The sequence below is a fragment of the Marinobacter sp. KM021 genome (genome assembly GCF_050707965.1).
GTDB classification, from domain to species: domain Bacteria; phylum Pseudomonadota; class Gammaproteobacteria; order Pseudomonadales; family Oleiphilaceae; genus Marinobacter; species Marinobacter shengliensis.
The window spans coordinates 358,939-377,871 of the sequence record NZ_CP136129.1; the positions used below are offsets into that span (position 1 = coordinate 358,939).

15 protein-coding genes are annotated in these 18,933 nt (G+C 54.8%); 14 read left to right on the plus strand and 1 reads right to left on the minus strand.

The window, feature by feature from the left end; genetic code table 11:
* Positions 1 to 137: 137 nt before the first annotated feature.
* The 9 genes from RVM24_RS01790 (at position 138) to RVM24_RS01830 (ending at position 10,205) form a co-directional block, all read left to right on the plus strand.
* Positions 138 to 2,258, plus strand: a complete 2,121-nt coding sequence (locus tag RVM24_RS01790; RefSeq protein ID WP_374813287.1) for a type VI secretion system Vgr family protein — start codon at positions 138 to 140, stop codon at positions 2,256 to 2,258.
* Entirely contained in the window at positions 2,255 to 3,052 is a 798-nt protein-coding gene (locus tag RVM24_RS01795) for a DUF4123 domain-containing protein (RefSeq protein WP_342632017.1), read from the plus strand. Before RVM24_RS01790 ends, RVM24_RS01795 begins: the two co-directional genes overlap by 4 nt.
* On the plus strand, positions 3,049 to 5,166 hold the full coding sequence (locus RVM24_RS01800; RefSeq protein ID WP_342632018.1) for a LysM peptidoglycan-binding domain-containing protein: 2,118 nt from the start codon (positions 3,049 to 3,051) through the stop codon (positions 5,164 to 5,166). The genes RVM24_RS01795 and RVM24_RS01800 overlap by 4 nt, the downstream gene beginning before the upstream one ends.
* A 13-nt stretch (positions 5,167 to 5,179) precedes the next feature.
* Complete coding sequence (locus RVM24_RS01805; protein WP_342632019.1) at positions 5,180 to 6,118, plus strand: formylglycine-generating enzyme family protein; 939 nt, start codon at positions 5,180 to 5,182, stop codon at positions 6,116 to 6,118.
* A gap of 20 nt (positions 6,119 to 6,138) precedes the next feature.
* Positions 6,139 to 6,459 carry a hypothetical protein gene (locus RVM24_RS01810; protein ID WP_431474861.1) on the plus strand — a complete coding sequence of 107 codons (321 nt, stop codon included), beginning with the start codon at positions 6,139 to 6,141 and terminating at the stop codon, positions 6,457 to 6,459.
* A 234-nt stretch (positions 6,460 to 6,693) separates the two neighbouring features.
* Positions 6,694 to 7,908 carry an IS256 family transposase gene (locus RVM24_RS01815; protein WP_431475389.1) on the plus strand — a complete coding sequence of 405 codons (1,215 nt, stop codon included), beginning with the start codon at positions 6,694 to 6,696 and terminating at the stop codon, positions 7,906 to 7,908.
* A 4-nt stretch (positions 7,909 to 7,912) separates the two neighbouring features.
* On the plus strand, positions 7,913 to 8,782 hold the full coding sequence (locus RVM24_RS01820) for a hypothetical protein (RefSeq protein ID WP_431474862.1): 870 nt from the start codon (positions 7,913 to 7,915) through the stop codon (positions 8,780 to 8,782).
* Between the two features lie 86 nt (positions 8,783 to 8,868).
* Complete coding sequence (locus RVM24_RS01825; RefSeq protein WP_342632021.1) at positions 8,869 to 9,567, plus strand: DUF3592 domain-containing protein; 699 nt, start codon at positions 8,869 to 8,871, stop codon at positions 9,565 to 9,567.
* Positions 9,568 to 9,593: 26 nt separating this feature from the next.
* A complete protein-coding gene (locus RVM24_RS01830; protein ID WP_072677804.1) occupies positions 9,594 to 10,205 on the plus strand; it encodes a DUF3592 domain-containing protein in 612 nt (203 codons plus the stop codon).
* A gap of 140 nt (positions 10,206 to 10,345) precedes the next feature.
* Here the strand turns inward: RVM24_RS01830 and RVM24_RS01835 are convergent, their stop codons facing one another.
* A complete protein-coding gene (locus RVM24_RS01835) occupies positions 10,346 to 10,711 on the minus strand; it encodes a thiol-disulfide oxidoreductase DCC family protein (protein WP_342632022.1) in 366 nt (121 codons plus the stop codon).
* Between the two features lie 215 nt (positions 10,712 to 10,926).
* Between RVM24_RS01835 and RVM24_RS01840 the strand changes: the two genes are divergently transcribed.
* The 5 genes from RVM24_RS01840 (at position 10,927) to RVM24_RS01860 (ending at position 18,915) form a co-directional block, all read left to right on the plus strand.
* Positions 10,927 to 12,030 (plus strand): AI-2E family transporter, encoded by a 1,104-nt coding sequence (locus RVM24_RS01840; RefSeq protein WP_342632023.1) that lies wholly within the window; start codon positions 10,927 to 10,929, stop codon positions 12,028 to 12,030.
* A 252-nt stretch (positions 12,031 to 12,282) separates the two neighbouring features.
* Positions 12,283 to 13,434 (plus strand): alcohol dehydrogenase catalytic domain-containing protein, encoded by a 1,152-nt coding sequence (locus RVM24_RS01845; RefSeq protein WP_374813292.1) that lies wholly within the window; start codon positions 12,283 to 12,285, stop codon positions 13,432 to 13,434.
* Positions 13,431 to 14,504: a proline racemase family protein gene (locus tag RVM24_RS01850; protein ID WP_374813293.1), complete on the plus strand. Its 1,074-nt coding sequence runs from the start codon at positions 13,431 to 13,433 to the stop codon at positions 14,502 to 14,504. Before RVM24_RS01845 ends, RVM24_RS01850 begins: the two co-directional genes overlap by 4 nt.
* A gap of 191 nt (positions 14,505 to 14,695) precedes the next feature.
* A complete protein-coding gene (locus RVM24_RS01855) occupies positions 14,696 to 15,805 on the plus strand; it encodes an efflux RND transporter periplasmic adaptor subunit (RefSeq protein WP_374813295.1) in 1,110 nt (369 codons plus the stop codon).
* Positions 15,802 to 18,915: an efflux RND transporter permease subunit gene (locus tag RVM24_RS01860; protein WP_374813297.1), complete on the plus strand. Its 3,114-nt coding sequence runs from the start codon at positions 15,802 to 15,804 to the stop codon at positions 18,913 to 18,915. The genes RVM24_RS01855 and RVM24_RS01860 overlap by 4 nt, the downstream gene beginning before the upstream one ends.
* Positions 18,916 to 18,933 lie beyond the last annotated feature (18 nt).

Sequence of the window (18,933 nt, forward strand, 5' to 3'; positions counted from 1 at the left end):
GAGTAACCGTTCACAGAGTTCAACAAAAGTCGCAGTTGTGGGCAGATGCAAGGTTGGCCTTACAATCCACACTGGTTATACTCATGCACGCTCAGGACGAGTAAGCAGTTCATCATCAATCTTCAGGGACCGAAGTCATGCCCCAGGCAAGCGGATTGCAGTTCACCGCCCGTGTAGGCGAATTCCCCTCAGATCATTTCGTTGTCGTCAGCTTCGCGCTGACCGAAAGCCTCTCCCAGCTGTTTCAGGGCCGTGTGCATCTGGCCAGTACTGACCCAGACGTGCAAGCGGCGGATATCCTGGAACAACCGGTAGACCTGGTGGTGTGGCAAGACGGCCAGCCGTTACGGCGCTTCACCGGCGTGGTCAACGAATTCGTCCGGGGCAACACCGGCCACCGCCGCACCGCCTATCAAGTGGTCATCCAGCCCCCGGCCTGGCGCCTGGGCCTGATGCACAACAGCCGCATCTTCCAGACCCAGACCACCGAAGCGATCGTGCGCACCTTGCTCGAAGAGCGGGGCATCATTGATACCGTGTTCGACTTCAAACGCCCCCCTGAAGAACGGGAATACTGCGTCCAGCACCGGGAAAGCGACCTGCAGTTCATTGAACGACTGGCCGCCGAAGAAGGCTGGCATTACCGTTACCAGCACGGCAGCGTGGATGGCGAAGAACAACCGGCGTTAATCATCGCCGACCACCACGGCGACGCCCCGAAACTGGACCCGGTGCCCTGCAACACCCAGGCCGGCGGCAGCAGCAAACAGGCCTGCGTGTTCAGCTTCGCCTACGAAGAGCGCATCAAAGCCGCCTCCGTGGCCATGAAAGACTACACCTTCAAGAACCCCGCCTACGCCCTGATGCACGAGCACAGTGCAGGTGAGGTAAGTCACCGTGAAGACTACCAACACTACGACTACCCCGGCCGCTACAAGGCTGACGCCAGTGGCCAGCCCTTCACCCAGGCCAAACTGGACGCCCTGAGAAACGACGCCTCCCTGGCCAAGGGCGAAAGCAACCGCCCGGACTTCACCCCCGGCGCCAAAGTGGAATTGGAGGAACACGACAGCCAGAGCCTGAACCGGGAATGGCTGTTGACCGCCATCACCCACACCGGCAAACAGCCCCAGGCCATGGAAGAAGAGGGTGGCAGCGAACCCACCAGCTACCACAACGACTTCACCGCCATCCCGGCCGACAAAACCTGGCGGCCAGTGTGCGAACACAAACCCATGATGGACGGCCCCCAGATGGCCATCGTCACCGGCCCCGAGGGTGAAGAGATCCACTGTGACCAGTACGGCCGGGTGAAAGTTCGTTTCCCCTGGGACCGCTATTCGAAAAACGACGAACACTCCAGCGCCTGGCTGCGTGTGGCCCAAGGTTGGGCCGGCGGCCAATACGGCTTTATGGCCCTGCCCAGAATCGGCAATGAAGTAATAGTTTCCTTCCTGGACGGCGACCCGGACCAGCCCATCATCACTGGAAGGACTTACCACGCCACCAACACACCGCCCTACGCGCTGCCGGAACACAAAACAAGAACCACTCTGAAAACCAAGACCCACAAGGGTGAGGGCAGTAACGAACTCAGGTTTGAAGACGAAGCTGATCAAGAGCAAATCTACGTTCACGCCCAGAAAGACCTGGACTTGCTGACCGAAAACAACCGCACCGAAGTCATCAAGAACGACAGCCACCTGACGGTGGAGAACAACCGCTTCAGCCACACCAAAGGCAACAGCCACCACACCACCGAAGGCGAACACCGGGAAAGCATCGGCGCCGACTACAGCCTTAACGTCAACGGCAGCCACCACAGCAAGCAGGGCAAAAACCAACTGGTGGAAGCCGGCACCGAAATCCATCACAAGGCTGGTATGAAAATTGTGATTGAAGCCGGCGCTGAGGTAACGCTTAAAGCCGGCGGCAGCTTTGTGAAGGTGGACCCGAGTGGGGTGACGATTTCTGGGCCGCTGGTGCGGATGAACTCCGGGGGTGGGCCTGGGAGTGGTAGTGGGGTTGGGGTCACGGGGCCGTTGTTGCCCGAGAGTTTGAACGAATTAACGGCCAACGATGAACCTGTGCTGGTGGCGGAAACCGGCACCAGAGCGACAGCGGGGCCTTCTGCAGCCTCGGTGCCTGCGTTGAAATCCGCAGCTAAAAAGGATGTTGCTCTTGTGAAGCAATGCGGCCGCCAACCAGATGGTACTTGTGCCATGGACGCCTGTGCATGTGAGGGAGACATTGCATGATGAGCCTGGATGAGAAGACCATTGAGCGAGCATGGCTACTGATTGATGGTGCGGTATTTGATGCTCCCAGATTCATCTATGAATACGATGATCAGCCGGAACTCGAATACCTGTACCTTGGCACGCCCCATGAGTCGGTCATCGAGGTGAGCCCCTGCCTTGTAAAGCCTTCGCCATCATCGCGAATATGGTCAGAGCAGGTAAGGTGGCAGGACCATGCCGTTGTCCTGATGGCAGACGAGATCCTGTCCGTATTGGCCGATCATTTGCGGAGCCTGTTGAGCGTCAAGTTGCATGATGGTGGCTATTCCTATCTCAGGTTCTATTCCCCAAAGCAGCTGGTCAGGTTGATGGGAGCGTTCAGTGATCTAGAGCGAGACCAATTCAGTGGCCCGATAACAGACTGGCTGGCTTTCCAAACTGATGGTCAATGGCGGCGATTCAGTGCCGATGGCCAGAGACCAGCCAGGCCGGCTTCTGAAGAAGGCTGGTTTGTTCTTGCTGATCACCATATTGAGGCCCTGGCCGCTATGGCCAAAGACGAGTTCGTGACCCGGTTGGCCCAATACCTTTCCCTGAACGATGCATCCAGGCTGAATGCACTGATTCAGCAGGCCAGCTCGTTTGGGTTCCGTACAGAGAAAGACGTAAGCCGATTTGCAGAGCTAGCTGTAGTGCACGGAGAGCGCATTGAGCATCCAGAATTTCAGGCTATTTTGTCCAGTCCTGAAATGCCAGCAGGTATGCGCTTGAGTGAAGTGGATAAACGTTTGGCATATGGAGTTGCCTCATGAGTTCCGAGTATACCGTCAAGTCCGGCGACACCCTCAGTGCAATTGCACAGCGACACCAAACTACCTTAAGCAGCCTCCTGAGACTGAATCCGGATATCGACAATCCTGATCGGATTTTTCCCGGGCAGCGGCTCAAACTTCCCGCTGCGAACGATGCAAATTTCTCCAGCTGCGAGGTCGGACAGGTTGCTCAGGAACCGCCATGTGCAGAAGAAATTGTGGAAGTTGTCCATGTCACAGGCTCTGATGAGTTGATCCTGTTGACGGAAGAGGAGCTCTCCGAGTGGCTTGAGGAAGAAGAGTTCGTTTGCGGCCCGATGAACGAGTTTTATGCAAGGCTGGACGAGCTCGACGACGGCGATGAGGATTCCGAATTGAGTCCGGCTGATGGTGAAGGCCAGTCGCTGTCAGAAGTGCAGGAAGAGAAAGAGCGCCTTATAGAGGAGCTGGAAGCTCGCTCTGTTCTTACTAACGATATGCAGAGCATACCGCCGATAACCGAGATCAAGAGGCTCGCCGGTAACAAGCATAAAACGTACGTGCGTTCAGACAAAATGAAGTTTCACGAGCGACGTTATTCCATAGCTGCCAGAGACCGAGCGCGGAGTGATGGATGGTTAACCGAGAATGGTGTTGATCCGGCAAAGCTTCGAGATGCTATTCGAAGTGAGCTGAACATCAAGTTCAACGCAAAATTGTGGGAGCCAGACCAGAATGGTGCCCTCATGACGACATTGAACAAGTTCTACGATGAGGCGTCCTGGTCTATTTGGGGTGATGCCGAGGCAAGACAACAAGCGGTTGACGAAACTGGCTTTGATGCTTCGGCAGAGGCTCAGTTTATGCGTTTTGCTGCGGGTTCAAGTGCTTCTGGTGAGTTTGATCCGCGAAAAGGCAAAGTTCACTTTCAAGCGAAGTTAGAAGGGCAGTTTGCTCTGGCTCAAGGAAAAGTGGGTATAGAGCAGGCGTTTCCTGTGAATAATCGGTCTGAAATTCACATCCCTTACCGGGTTGGCGGTTGGGACGGCGAGCGGAGAATTGCTTCGCTGGGGCATTTTCAGGCGGCGATTATGGCTTCGCTTTCGGGATTTGCCGGAGCCTCAGCACTTGTTGCCGGTAATGTTCATGTATCTACTACCGATGGCCTCCCAACTATAAAAGGAATTGCTGCTAGGCAGAACGGGCAGAAAGCAGAGATAGAAGGTGGTGTATTTGCGGGTATCCGAGGCGGGTGTGAAGTTTCAGGTGAGCTGCGCTGGAGAGATGTTCTAACTGAAGCGCGAGAGTGGGATAAGCTCTGCAGTATCGGGAAGAAGGTCGAGGCTGCGTTTGGCGCGGGAGCGGAGCTTAATATTCGGTTGTTATTCAGTGATAACACAGGAAAGTTCTACTGCAATGTCCATGCGGGGCTCGTCGTGGGTGTCGGAGCCTCAGGAAGTTTTCTTCTGGAAGTAGAAACCCATAAAATTATGCGAATGCTGCATTTTGTATATAACGCGTTGCTTGATGTGGACTTCAGGCATTTGGAGTTATTCGATCCTGAGTCGGAAGCGTTCGGTTGGTATAAACGGATGAGCTTGTTTGCATTAGGACGTGGGCTAACTGCTGTTGCGGCAGCTCAGGAGTTTTCAACGAGCTTGGTGGCGGGGCTTGCTGAGTTTGTAGAAGATGTATTCGTTGGACGGAATCGTGAGCGGTTGGGAGCAGAGCTTGCTCAAAATGTTGTCAGTGATCTCGCTCTAGAAGAGAACGCCGTTTTCTTGCATTCCCCTCCGGAAGTCAAAGGCATAGTCTTGGACAATATTCTCTACGATTGGTGGGTTACCCCCGACATTTGGAGTAGTAACGATATAAAGATTCAAGCTGTGAGTGAGATTCTTGCATCGTTTCAGAGTTGGCGTGATTTCGAAGAAACGGTATTTCGGATGAATCCGGAGGGCGTTGCCAATCGTGAGGATTTTCAAGTGAACCTTGATCGCCTATTTGAGTTCTTAGGAAAAGGTGAAGCTGATCAAAGGTTATTCATTTATGAGCTGAGGAGTAAAGTCGCAATCGCGGGTAGACCAGTCAAAATGGACCCATTTAATGCCTGTCGAATATGCGGGATAGCTTAGGAGGCGTTGATAGATGTCGGGTGTTGATCCACTGAAAGTAGCTTGTTTGGTGGTAGTGCAAGTGTTTATTTCTGGCTGCGGCGAGGATGATCCAGTTTCTCTCGTACTGGAACAGGCAACAGACAATCAGGTGTTTGTGAAAGGCGGTGAGTTCGTTCTTGGAGATATTGGGAAGCCTGACGGTAGCCCTTACGTGACTCTGACTGACCATAGCCGCCCTGTAGTCAAAGTTAGAGTCGATAGTTACTCCATATCTCGATACGAGACGACTTGGGGCGAGATGGCGGTTTACTACGAAGAACTCGATCGACGTCACCTGTACGCAGAAGAATTTACGCTCAAAAAGTATTTGTTAGTCTCGGATGACCCCTTGTCACCGAACTATTACCGGAAGCCCGCCCGAGTACCAAATTACGGAGAGGCTGAGGGGTATTGCGCTTGGCTCGCAGAACGTACCGGGCTGCCTTTTGCTTTGCCTACCGAAGCCCAGTGGGAGTATGCGGCTCGAAGCCGGGGGAGGGAGGTGCCCTATGCCACGGATACAGGAGATGTCGAGAGGGATCCCTACCTGCGCCGCCCAAAAGAGTATGTTGACCCTTCGATACCGCCCTCTGGCAACACCCTAATGCACTCTTCGCTGAAGTTCGAGCGGCGCCCGGTTGGCAGCTACCCACCAAATCCGTTAGGCCTATACGACATGACGGGAAACGTAGCGGAATGGACGCAGGATTGGTTTCAGGAGGATTACTATAGATATGCTCCTTATGATAATCCGCGAGGCCCAGACTCACCGTCCGGTGAGGGACTGCCCAGTAAAACGGTGCGAGATTGGGGCGGCCGTGGCGACTGGTTTGGAGGCGGTGGGACTGTTTTCGCGCGGGGTGGTCGACCCGTAGATTTTGCAGGTATGGGCTTCCGCTGCGTCATCAACCACCCGGAGCCAATAAATTGAGGGCGCGGAATGGTTGTGTGATGTTGCTCCTTGCCCTTTCAACTGGTTGCTCCTCACCTCAAGCGCCTTCCGATATTAAAATCGATGGGGTGCTCACAAGTGCCAAAAGCAATCTGTTCCTTGTCGAAGGCGGCGAGTTTTGGCTGGGAGATGTTGAAAACGAATCGGGAGTGCTTTTTAACCCAATCTCCGATGTCAACAAGCCACCAAAGCTGGCGGAGATCGAGAGCTTTTCAATTCTCAAGACAGAAGTAACTTGGGGAGAGTTTGTGGCGTTTCTGCAGGATGTGGGTCGAGTGGACGACTATACCATCCCTATCAGGGATTTCGTTGCGTGGTAAATAAGCCGGAACCTATTAACTGACCATTACAAGGAAACTCCTCCACATCGCTAAGTGGGGCCTCACTGACTGGGTATCGTATTTGTGAGGGCAAAGGAAGCACGGGAAACTTTTAGTGGAGCAAAACAGGGACGTTACTATTAATGCAGTATATTTCAGGAGGCTGTAAACCAAATTGTGTAACTGCTCACGACTGAGTAATCTTTTCAAAAGGATACCATCGTGGGTACACAAGTGGACCAAGAAAAACTCAAAGCTATGGCCGCCGAGCTGGCCAAGGACATCAAGTCTGAAAAAGATCTCGGAGCCCTCACTCAGCAACTGGTCAAACTGACGGTCGAGACCGCCCTCAATGCCGAACTGGACGAGCATCTCGGATACGAGAAGCATGCGCCTGAAGGCCGTGGCACCGGCAACAGTCGAAATGGCTATACCGCCAAGCGCCTGAAGGGCCAGCACGGAGATGTGCCGATAGAGGCTCCCCGTGACCGTGATGGCTCTTTCGAACCTCAGTTCGTCCGCAAGGGCCAGTCCCGCCTGACCCAGATGGATGACCAGATCCTGGCGCTATACGCCAAGGGCCTGAGCACCCGGGATATCGTGGACGCCTTCAAGGAGATGTATGACGCCGACATCTCGGCCACTCTGGTGTCCAAGGTGACGGAGCGGGTGATCGAGCAGGTTCAGGAGTGGCAGAACCGTCCGCTGGATCCGATCTATCCCATCGTCTATCTGGACTGCATCGTGCTGAAAATTCGTCAGGACAAGAGGGTGATCAACAAGTCCCTATACCTGGCCCTGGGCATCAACATGGAAGGCCAGAAGGAGCTGCTAGGCCTCTGGCTGGCCGAGACCGAAGGCGCGAAGTTCTGGTTGTCGGTACTGACGGAACTGAAGAACCGTGGTCTGGAGGACATCCTGATCGCCTGCGTGGACGGCCTCAAGGGCTTCCCGGATGCTATTGCTGCTGAGTACCCTCAGACCAAGGTGCAGCTGTGCATCGTGCACATGGTTCGCAACTCGCTGCGCTACGTGTCCTGGAAGGACTATAAGGCCGTGACGGCCGATCTGAAGCAGATCTACCAGTCTGCCTCGGAACACGAAGCCCGGCAGGCGTTGGAGGCCTTCGGAGAACGCTGGGACGGTCAGTACCCACAGATCTCCCGATCCTGGCACAGCCATTGGGACAACCTGATCACCATCTTCGAGTATCCTCCGGCCATCCGAAAAGTGATCTACACCACCAATGCCATTGAGTCGCTGAACAGCGTCATCCGCAAAGCCACCAAGCGCCGTAAGCTGTTCCCCAGCGATGACTCGGCACTGAAAGTGGCCTTCCTGGCGATCCAGCAGGCCTCAAAGAAATGGACGATGCCGATCCGTGATTGGAAGCCGGCATTGAATCGCTTTATTATCGAATTCGGTGACCGTCTGGACGGTCACCTGTAATGGGATGGGCAGTTACACAGATTTATTTACAGGCTCTATTTCAGCCTTTCTCCTCTTACCCTCAACGCTCGTTCTTCTCAGCTATGTGACGACGACACTGGCCGGCGGTTCAGGGTATTCTCTTCTGGAAATCGAGAACGGGATTCTGAACATCGGGTTTCTGATTGTCTTCTTTGTGAGCAGCTTGGCCGGATGGTTGACCGTCGTTTTCAATGTGCCTTTTCGAGATGGAGATCGTATCACTGTCTTGGGTAAAGGCTTGCTGATTGGGCTTCTGGCCTGGCCTTTCGTATTTGTCACCCTTTTTTTCGAAGGTAGGATTGTTCTCGCAAGTTGCTTGCTAATAGGTTGGTTCGGTCTAGCTTTTCAGCTACTTCCCGCGCTGAGTTCAGAATGGAATCGCCGGTTGCCGATGTTTGGCGCTCTTGCCGCTGCACTTGCAATCCCGGTTCTCGTCAACCCGGCCGTGTGGACCAGCTCCAAATCGACTCCGATTCCCGAGGCTCATTGGGGTGTCTATTACCCAGACTATGCAGTGGAACAGGGAGCAAATTTTGTAGCCCACTATCAGGATCATGAGAGGCGCTTCAACAAACCTGCACGGGTAATTATTTCCAAAACGGGGATGTTCATGGTTAACGTCCTGGGCCGCCCGCTTTCTAACACATTCAACCATTGTGGGGTTGGAGATCGGTTCCACGTATTTGCCAGTAGTTTCGTGGATGGATGTGGTTCGGATAAAGCAGATATTTCAGGACATACCCTTGAAATTGAGTTTTACGCACCGGGCAAGCTGCGTTGCGTTAACTGCCGTGAGTTCGGTAAGCCAGAACATTGGATGTGGATCGAATCTCTGAAGGATTTCTACGATTAGTCTAATCGTGCGAAAGAAGCGGGTCAGGATGCTTGATTCAATCCGATGTTCAACATAGTCGACAATGAGTTTCAAGGAACGAAAAAATGAAAACCCTGAAAATCCTCAAGTACACCTTCACTGCCATCGGCGCAGCCATGCTGTTTGGCGCCTTTGCCAGTTACAACAGCACCTCCGCGTTCATCGACCGGGCGACTGAAACCAGCGGGATAGTGACTGAGCTTGTATATTCCCGCTCCAGTGATTCCACCAGCTACTATCCGGTCGTGGCATTTCAGGATGCCAGTGGCCGAGAGATCGTGTTTCAGTCGCGTTCCGGTTCAAACCCTCCCTCCTTCAGGCGCGGTGAGCGGGTTTCTGTACTTTATGAGCCCTCGGCGCCGGAGAATGCGCAGATCAACAGTTTCTTTTCCCTGTGGGGGATGTCATTGATCGTTGGTGGGCTCGGCCTGGTATTTGCGTTGGTCGGTGGCGGGATGGTGCTGTTTGGTGTTCTGAAGGGGCGTTCAAAAGCCTACCTGGAGCAGCATGGCACTGAAGTACTCGCAAACTTTGCGTCGGTTGAGCAGAACACCAGCCTCACGGTCAACGGCCGGAATCCTTTTCGCATTGTTTGCCAGTGGCAACACCCGCAAACGGGGGAGCTGCATGTGTTTCGAAGCGACAACCTGTGGTTTGATCCCAGCGATCACATCCAGCAGGAGACAGTGCCGGTTCTGGTTGATGAATCCAACCTCAAACGTTACTGGGTGAACACGTCATTTCTGCCCAAGTTAGCCGGTTAGTTTTTTCGACCCTGACGGAGACCAACATGCGCAGAAAAGGCACTACTGACTGGCCGCTTCTAAGGGCAGCGGTAAAAGATCATCTCGACTTCTTTTTCATGTTGCTGGGCATGGGGCTCGTTTTCGGAATTGTTGGGGGAGGCGTTTTCTACCTGGGCTTTGGCGAGTGGGGCGCCATGATCTTCGGAGCCTTTTTCGCGTTGATAGGTTTGGCCCTGTTCATTTCTTCGTTTGTCACTGCCTACTCAAGCATCAGCTATTACTACGAACAGGCCCTGTTGCGTAAACACGGTGTGGAGGTAGATGGCGTTCTGACCAGAAAAGAGGCGGACTGCCAGTTTCACCAGGAGTATGACAAACACAACCGGCCATTGGACGAGGGACACTACCAATGCAATCTGTTGGTTGAGTTTGATTTTCAGTTTAACGGTCAAAATTGCAGTGGTGCTTTCTATCTGAATAAGGCTGAGCTGTTCGACAAACTCAAGGAAGGGGATCCGCTGCCACTGAAAGTTCTGAGGCTTGACCCTTCCGTTCATACGGTTCGTGAGCGGCGCCTCGCGAATATGCTTAAGGGCCGGGAACCACAGGCGCCGTCTCTGATTCCGGAAGGGGCAGAGATCAGCCAGTTGGCGTAGGTGTACTGTCGCTATACCGGTGGACCCTGCTCATCGGGTTAAGTGTCAGTAACTCCCGCCAGCCAAAGTAGCTGGCGGGCACTCCCCATCAAAGATTCACTCTCACCAGAAAATTCAATGCCTACTGCAATAAATGTTGTTTACGATGGGCCAACGGAGCAGGCGTACTTCTGTTCGAACCGGCGATCAGCCCAGCCTTCATACACCCGTTTTGCGACCGGGTAAACCACTGGCCACAACAGAGGCTTGAGCAACCAGCCAAACGGCGTGTGAGACCAGGCACGAACATTGGCCGGCAAGCCGATCACCCATTCACCACTCCAGGTCATCAGGTGCAATCGTTTAAGAAGTTCTTCACGTGTTGGCAACTGTGCGTTGTGCGCATTCTGCTCGTGGATATCGGCAAAAATCAGGTCGCCACGTTGTAACTTTCTGAGCGTACGGATTTCCTTGGCGCACAGTGGGCAATGTCCGTCGTAGAAAAGGGTGTCGTAACGTGGTGGCATCTGGTTCTCCGGTTCAACTCAGGCTTGGTGACTTTGTATACGCTGTCGGCAATGCCCCCGGTTCAGTTTTGTGCTCGGGCGAATGGTAATTGTTTGATAATGCAAGCAAGATGCTGGAACGCTACACTAGCTAGCTACGTGCAACCCGCTTCTGCGGGCCTAACCGGCGTTGTCGATGACACGGCGCCATCCTGATCTGAAGGTATTGAAACAGCATGGATGATTCCTCAACAGAAAACCGCTCTCCCGAGAACCCGTCCGGGAAGAGTGTGCTGGCTGAGCTCTCTACGCCCATCTATGGCCTGTTTATCCTGGGCATCCTGTACACACTCTATCTTGCTCACCAAATTATCCTGCCTATTGTTCTGGCGGTACTGACCAGTTTGCTGCTCTCACCGTTGGTGAAGAAAGCCTACCTGAATTGGCGGTTGCCAAAAGTGGTGAGCTCGCTGGTACTGGTGTTGGTTGTGCTTGCAGGTATCGTGGGTATTGGCGCTGCCGTTGCAACCCCGGCGCTCGAGTGGGCCCAGAAAGCACCGGAGGGCATATCCAGGCTGTTGGTGGGTGACAGTGAAATCATGCGCCAGCTCGATAAGGTCAGCCAGTCAGCGGAGCAGGTGGAGAAGTCCGTGGATGAGCTGTCGGAGAACAATCAGTCGAAGCCCACAACAGTGGTCTTGCAAACGGAATCCTGGCGGAGCCAGCTGATGTCCAAAGCCCGTAACGGTGTGGCGGGCCTGGCGTTGGCACTGGCGCTAACCTATTTCCTGCTGGTGAGCGGTGACAGGTTGATCTTTAACTTCGTCAAACAGCTGCCAAGGCCGCAGCGCAAGACTGTTCTGAGAATCACCCACGACTCCCAGCAACAGATTGCCCAGTATCTCGCCGTGCTGGGGTTGAGTAACCTATCCGTTGGCGTGCTTACCGGACTCATCTGTTGGGCCATCGGTTTGCCAGACCCAGCCATGTGGGGCCTGATCGCTGGCCTTGCCCGGTTTATCCCCTATCTCGGCAATATGCTCACGATTGCGTTGCTGGCAGTGGTTTCCGCCATTACCCTGGATACGCTTTGGATGATGGCCATCGCGCCGCTGAGTTTTATCCTACTGACCACCATTGTTGGCTTTTTCCTGGAACCCTGGATTCACGGCTTTCGCATGGCCATCAACCCGGTCATCATCTTCGTATCCATCTTCTTCTGGGGCTGGCTCTGGGGCCCGGTGGGCGTTCTGCTGGCGGTGCCGCTGATGACGGTCATTCAGGTCGTCCTCAAACAAATACCCCGACTACGCCCAGTGTACAAAGTCATAGCCCGATAACCAGCCCATTCAGTTGATGGCTTTTCCCCCAAAGTTATGCCGGCGGGAGGTGGGGCGTGTTTTTCTGGCAGGAAAAAAGATGTCTGAGCAAAGCGAGTTATTTTTTCCAGAAGAAAAACACGCCCCACCTCCCAGCCCGCCCCCAAACCCAACGGATGGGCAATAAAACCACGAACCAACGCCCCCTGACACAAAGCCAGATCTCTCCTATGCTCTGAAGATCACTGAAACCACCAGAACAGGGAGGAGCCAATGTCCGAGATCCCGGCTTCCATGAAAGCCATGGTCCTCACCGGCCATGGCGGCATCGACAAACTCGAATACCAGGACATATCAGTGCCCAAACCGGCTGCCGGTCAGGTACTGGTGCAGGTAACCGCCACCGCCAAGAACAACACCGATCGCAAAGCCCGGGAAGGACTTTACCCCACCAAAAAAGGCGAGATGACGTCGTTCCAGATGGGAGGCAAGCCCACGTTGACGTTCCCGCGTATTCAGGGCGCCGACATCGCCGGCAGAGTGGTGGCGGTGGGCGAGGGCGTCAGTGAAACCCGTATCGGAGAGCGGGGCCTCCTGGACTTTAACATCTACGCCAACTACCGCACCGATATCAATCTCACTCCGGACTACTATGGTCATGGCGCCGATGGCGGTTACGCCGAATACGTGGCTCTGCCGTCCGATCAGTTTCACCATATCCCCAACCCTGAGCTGGCCGATGCCGAACTGGCGGCCATGGGCATGTGTTCCTACCAGACCGCCTACCACATGCTCACCTCCGCAAACGTTCAGGCCGGTGAGCGGGTGTTGGTGACCGGTGCCAGCGGCGGCGTGGGCACCGCACTGATCCAGCTTTGCCGGATCATCGGCGCTGTCCCTTACGCATTGAGCCAGAAAGACAAAGCCCAAACCCTGCTCGATCTGGGCACCGAAGCGGTGTTGGATCGTAACGACATGAGCACCTTTGTAGACCGGGTCAAGAAAGAAACCGGCGGCAAACCCCTCGATGCGGTGATGGATCTGGTGGGCGGCGAAATGACGGACATATTCATCGATGCCATGATCTTCGACATGAACGCCCGCAGCACCTACCCGCGCCTGAGCATCGCAGGAGCCAGTGGCGGCAACATCAGTGAAATCCTCTGGACCCGAATCTACCTGTATCAGGTGCAGATTTTCGGGGTATCCCACGGCACCCGTGAAGAAGCAAACCAGCTGATGACCTGGATACGCGACGGCCATCTGAAACCCGTGCTGCACGGCGCCTTCAAACTGTCGGAGCTGCACCGGGCGGAGGAGTACTTCGTCAATCGGGGTGGTAATTATCTGGGCAAGATCGTCATCGTGCCGGATGCCCAATGGCCGGCACACGGCCAACCTTTTGCGCTGGAGGCAGGCGGATGAAACCGGAACTCACCATTCAGTTGATGGATACCCACGCCGGCGGCGATGTCAGCCGTATTGTGACCGGTGGCATCACCGCGTTGCCCGGCGATACCGTGCGAGCCCAGATGGAATATCTGCGGGACGACGCCGACGGCCTGCGCCGGCTGCTGTTGGAAGAACCCTACGGCATCCCCGAAATGTCTGTCGACCTGCTGGTGCCCGCCACCGATCCGGAAGCCGCCGCCGGATATATCATCATGGAAGTCATGGGCTACCCCATCTACTCCGGCTCTAACACCATCTGCACGGCAATGGCGGTTCTGGAAGCCGGTATCGTCCGCAAACAGGAAGGCAAACAACACTTCAAACTGGAATCCCCCGCCGGCCTGGTGAGCATTGAGGCCACCGTGCATGACGGGGTGGTGGAAGCCATCACCTGCGAAGGCCTGCCCAGCTACATCCACACCCACAACGCCAGTATCAATGTGCCCGGCATCGGCCAGGTCCGCTACAGCGTGGCCTACAGTGGCGGCTTTTACGCCCTGGTCGACGCCAAATCACTGGGCTTCGATCTTACCCTGGACGAAGAACGCCACCTGGCCGAAACCGCCCATGCCATCGTTGAGGCTATCCAGGCTGAACGGGGTTTCTCCCATTACACTCTGGGCGACGTGGGCCCGCTGCCGTTCCTGCACTTCATGGGCCCGGTAGAACAAGTGGCCGAGGGATACTACCGCTCCCGCTCCGCCACCTATGTGCACCCCGGTGTTATCTGCCGAAGCACTACCGGCACCGGAACCTCGGCGCGGCTGGCCTTGATGAATCTCGAAGGCCGAATCAAACCCGGCGATAAACTGGAAACCATCTCCCTGCGGGAAACCGGGTTTATTGGGCAGTTCACGGCGGTCGAGCAGGAGGGGGAATACCAGGTGGTCAAAAACAAGATAACCGGCAAAGCCTATGTCATCGCCCGTTCGGATATCGTCGTGAACTGTGATGACCCGATGGTGGAGTGTGATGGTTTGCATCACGTTCTTGCCAGTGGTCGCTCCCGTCTCCCGGTTGAAACTGACGCTTCTCAAGGCTAATGCCGTGGCTGTAGCTTGCGCTGGCGTCTAATATTGTTCTGTAACTCTATACGTCGCTTTGTGCCGTAAGTGAAGAGGTGCACCTCTAAGAGCGGCTTTACCAGCTACCGGGGATGGTATTTATGCAGCCTAACGAAGTAAGTCAGAGGAAGAGTCACTATTTTATTGGGCTAGTATTTGTTGCAGTTCTAATGACTGGATGCTCAGAACAAGGTGATGCGCCACCCGGGGCTGTCGCCGTCTCGATCGTTAAACTTCAAACCTCTGAGGTGCGTCCATCCCGGGAATTCGTCGCTCGAACCTCAGCATCTGCCCGAGCAGATGTTACCGCTCGAATTGAAGCGGAAATTCGGGAGGTATTGTTCGCGGAGGGCGCGCGCGTTGCGCAGGGACAGGTTCTTATCAGGCTGGAAGACACTCGCGCTAGCGCGGAACTGCGGCAAGCGGAAGCTGAGATGACGGCAGCACGTGCTGAGTTGGACTCTGCGCGACGGAACCTGCAGCGTGGTGAGGATGTTGCAGGCAAGGGGTTCCTTTCTGCCGCTGACCTCGACAAGTTGAAAGACCGATTCAGCGCGGCGCAGAGCCGGTTGCAGGCGGCGGAGGCCGGTATTGAAAAAGCCCGTACCAATTTGGAGTACGCGGAGCTTAAAGCCCCCTTTGATGGTTGGGTTGGACGTTTGAACTACGATGTGGGCGCCGTCGTTGGGCCTGGAGCCGGCCCCATTACCTCTGTTCTGGTGACGGACCCGATGTATGTGGAGTTCCAGGTGAACGAAGTGGACTTTATCAACTTCCGTCGGGGCGGAGCCGATTCTGCGGAGGCCATGGCGAGATCGCTGGATTTGTCTCTCAGGCTTCCGGATGGCGAGCCCTACGAGCAACCCGGAGCGTTGGATTTTGCCGATGTCCAGACTGATGCCAGCACCGGAACGGTTGCTGTCCGTGCCGTTTTCCCCAACCCGGGGGCTGTGTTAGTGCCGGGTCTTTACGTGACCCTGAGAGTCGCAGGTCAATCCGGGGAAACTCGTGTATTGGTTCCTCAGGTTGCGATTCAGGAGACGATCGAGGGTAAGTTTGTTCTTCTGGTGGATGAGCAAGACCGAATCGTTCAAAGATTCATTAAGACAGGTCCGCGTGAGGGTGCATTACTGGCGGTTGAAGCCGGACTCGAAGAGGGGAATCGGGTGGTTGTCGAGGGTTTGCAAAAAGTCCGAGCCGGGGTCGCGGTCAACCCGGTTGAAAAGCTCATTGATCCGGACACCGGAGCGCTTGCCCCAAACAATGGGAATAGCCAATGATCAGCAGAGTGTTTGTAGAGCGTCCCAAGTTCGCCTTCGTTATCTCTGTTTTAATTACCCTCGCGGGGCTGCTGGCGCTGCGTATCCTGCCAGTCAATATGTACCCGGATATGGCGCCACCTCAGATTCAGGTAACGGCTACGTTGCCCGGAGCCAGTGCGCAAGTAGTGGAAGAGGCCGTCATAAGGCCCGTTGAGCAGCAACTCAACGGAGTCGAGGGCATGATCTACATAGAATCCACGGCATCCAGCGAGGGGACTGCAAAGATTACGCTAACGTTCGAAAGCGGTACCGATACCGATATTGCCCAGGTGAACGTGCAGAATCGGGTGGCGCTCGCTGAACCATTCTTGCCTGATGAAGTGCGGCGCCAGGGAGTGGTGGTCAGTAAACAATCAGGCAACATGTTGTTGGGTATAAACCTGACATCCAGCAGGGACGACCTGGATGGTGTTTTTCTAAGCAACTATGCATCGAACAACCTTGTTGAAGCCCTGGGACGAGTGCCTGGGGTGGGCTCAGCGGAGGTAATGGGTGCCAGGGATTACAGTATGCGGGTGTGGCTGGATCCGCGCCACATGGCCGCGCTGGATGTCACGGTTGCTGAGGTGGCAGCCGCGCTTCGCGAACAGAATCAAATCGTGGCGGCAGGAAAACTCGGGCAGCCACCGGTGCCGTCGGGCCAGCAGTTCGTGTACAGCATCCAGACCCGGGAGCGTTTATCTGATCCGGAGGAGTTCGGCCAGACTATTTTACGTTCTCGTGCCGACGGTGGCTTCGTTCGGCTGAGAGATGTCGGACGCATTGAGCTCGGTTCCCGCTCCTACACCTCAACAGCCAAGCTGAATAATCGGGACACCGCGTTTCTGGTTATTTATCAATTACCGGATGCCAACGCGCTTGATGTGGCTGCGAGGGTTAAACGATTGGTAGAGGAGGCCTCGTCCAGTTTCCCTGAAGGCGTCGAGTACAGCATCCTATATGACACCACTGAGTTTATCAGTCGGTCAATCAGTGAGGTGGTCGTTACCTTATTTCAAGCGGTCGGCTTGGTGATTCTCGTGGTTTTCCTGTTCCTCCAGAGCTGGCGGGCCACGCTTATCCCGAGCATTGCCATCCCGGTGTCCCTGATCGGTACTTTCGCGGTCATGTCCGTGCTCGGATACTCCATCAACACTGTTACGTTGTTCGGTCTGGTTCTGGCGATCGGTATTGTGGTCGACGACGCCATCGTTGTGATAGAAAATGTGGAGCGTATTCTAAAAGAAGAGGCACTACCAATCCGGGAAGCCGTAACCAAGGCGATGAATGAGGTTACGGGGCCCGTCATTGCAACCACACTGGTGCTGCTCGCGGTGTTTGTGCCGGTAGCATTCATGCCAGGTATCACTGGCAAACTTTACCAGCAATTTTCCGTCACGATTTCGGTTGCGGTCATCATTTCCTCTATTAATGCACTGACTCTCAGTCCGGCGCTTTGCGTCTCGTTGTTGGGAGGGGGCGGTGATAAGTCAATTCGGTGGCTTCGGCCTTTTGAACTTCTGATTTCCCGTAGCACAAATGGCTATTCGGGAGCCGTTTCGCATTTATTGCGTAAAGGCTCTTTGGTTGGCGTCATACTATTGGTGGTGCTGGTTGCCGGGGGCGGATTTTTTAAATCTGTGCCGACGGCCTTTGTGCCGGCAGAGGACCAGGGATTCCTGTTTGTCGATGTTCAGTTGCCAGATGCGGCTTCCCTCGAGCGAACAGATGCGGTTCTGGAGAAAGTTACCGAGATGGTACTTGAAGATCCGGCTGTGACAGATTTTATTACCGTCTCAGGGTTTTCGTTGCTTGCAGGATCCTCCTCGAACAGTGGTCTTGGTATTGCCATGCTTAAAGACTGGGAGGATCGGGAAGAACCGGCACTCGGCCTAAGGTCAGTCATCCCAAGGCTATATTCAAAACTGTGGACGCTGCCCGAGGCTCAGGTGATGGTTTTCAATCCGCCGCCAATACCCGGGCTGGGAACATCATCCGGTTTTGACTATCGCTTGCAGGACAATCAGGGTCGAGACGTATCCGAACTCGCGCAGGTAATGAACGGTTTGATTTTTGAAGCCAATCAGCATCCTGCCCTGTCTCGGGTATACAGTACCTATCGTGCCAACATTCCCCAGTACCTTTTGGAAGTGGACCGTAATAAGGCCAAGGCACTTGGCCTCCAGTTGTCTGATGTTTTCACCACTCTACAGACCCAGCTGGGCTCGTTATATGTCAATGACTTTACCCGTTTCGGGAAAAATTACCGTGTCCTTTTACAGGCAGAGGGGGAGTTTCGGCAGAAACCAGAGGATCTCTCCCACTATTTCGTACGTAACCGGGACGGTGCCATGGTGCCTCTGACAACTCTGGCAACTCTGGAGCCGGTGTTGGGTCCGTCCAGTATCCAGCACTTCAACCTCAAGCGCTCGGTAACCATTTCCGGGGAAGCAGCTCCCGGTTTCGCCAGCGGGGATGCGATAGCTGCCATGGCAGCCCTGTCCGACAATCTCCCTCAGGGGTATGAGTACTCCTGGTCTGGTCAAAGCCTCCAGGAAATTGAGGCAGGGAGTCTTGCAGCAGCGATCTTCGTGTTGGCCCTAGTCTTCGTTTATTTATTCCTGGTGGCTCAGTATGAGAGTTGGAGCCTACCGGTTGCGGTTCTCGGCGCCGTGCCTTTGGCACTAGCCGGCGCAATGGCAGGTCTTTGGTTGGTGGGGTTGGCAAACAATATATATGCTCAGGTGGGGCTGGTCTTGCTGATCGGCCTATCGACTAAAACCGCTATCCTCATTGTCGAGTTTGCTATGCAGCTACGTCAGTCAGGTATGCCAACGATCGAAGCGGCTCAAAAAGCCGCCGTTCTGCGTTTCCGGGCGGTTCTGATGACGGCGTTATCGTTTGTGTTGGGCGTATTACCTCTGGTCTTTGCTAGTGGAGCCGGTGCAGCGAGTAGGGTGAGTCTGGGTATTACTGTACTTAGTGGTATGGTTGCCGCAACGATTCTGGGAACATTACTTGTACCGGTGTTTTACAAATGGATTCAGAGCTTGCGTGATCGACGTTGTGAGGCCGGCAAGGTTTCCTGACCCTGCCGGCCCAATAGT